We start from the raw sequence: 673 nt of genomic DNA on the forward strand, positions 1-673 counted from the left end.
ACGGATCGAGCTGGTTGGCGTCATTCAACTCGGTAATGCTCATCGATGCGGATTGCTGCACGTTGCCGCCAATCGATTTCACTTCATGGCGCACCGGGTCCATCTCGACGACGAGATCGCAATGCATGGGCGTTCTGCCGGCCTGGATCTCGGCCGGGTCCGTCATGAAGCGATCGGCGCCGCGTGCGGTGCAGATGAGGTCGCCCGGACGCGGCACGGCCGGTGTGCGCTCAAGGACAAAGGCGGGATGCCTGAGCAGATGATCGCGCGCGTCGGTCACATATTCCGCATGCGTGGCGCCGGTCAGGAATTGATCGTTCTGCAGGCCGGCCTTGCGCATGATCCACGAGATGAACACCGCAGACCACGCCCAGCCGCCGGTGGTCAACTGCTGGCAGGTCGGTGTCTTGCCGACGATGCCCCAGTAGCGCTTGGCCAGCATGCAGCCGCGCGCGGTGGCTTCGCCGCCCGTGCCGTCCGGATAACGCAGGCAGGGTGCCTGGGCAGGTGCGGCAGGCTCGGCAACTGCCTTAGGCAGCGGCATGTCGGTACCGCTTCCTTCATCAGACGGGGTGGGCATCGGGTCGTCGGGTGTCAGCCAACGGCCTTGCGGCTGGTCAGGAAAACCGCCGCCTGCCACGCAATACGTATCGTCGCGCCCCACGCGCACCAC

Annotated in this window: 1 protein-coding gene; it reads right to left on the reverse strand. The window is 65.5% G+C overall.

All coding sequences use genetic code 11. The features are described 5' to 3' along the window. The coding region (locus D1614_RS28130; protein ID WP_119440493.1) for a DUF2272 domain-containing protein at positions 1-673 on the reverse strand (673 nt) is incomplete at both ends.

Source organism: Maribellus luteus (assembly GCF_003576475.1).
Lineage (GTDB): Bacteria > Bacteroidota > Bacteroidia > Bacteroidales > Prolixibacteraceae > Draconibacterium > Draconibacterium luteum.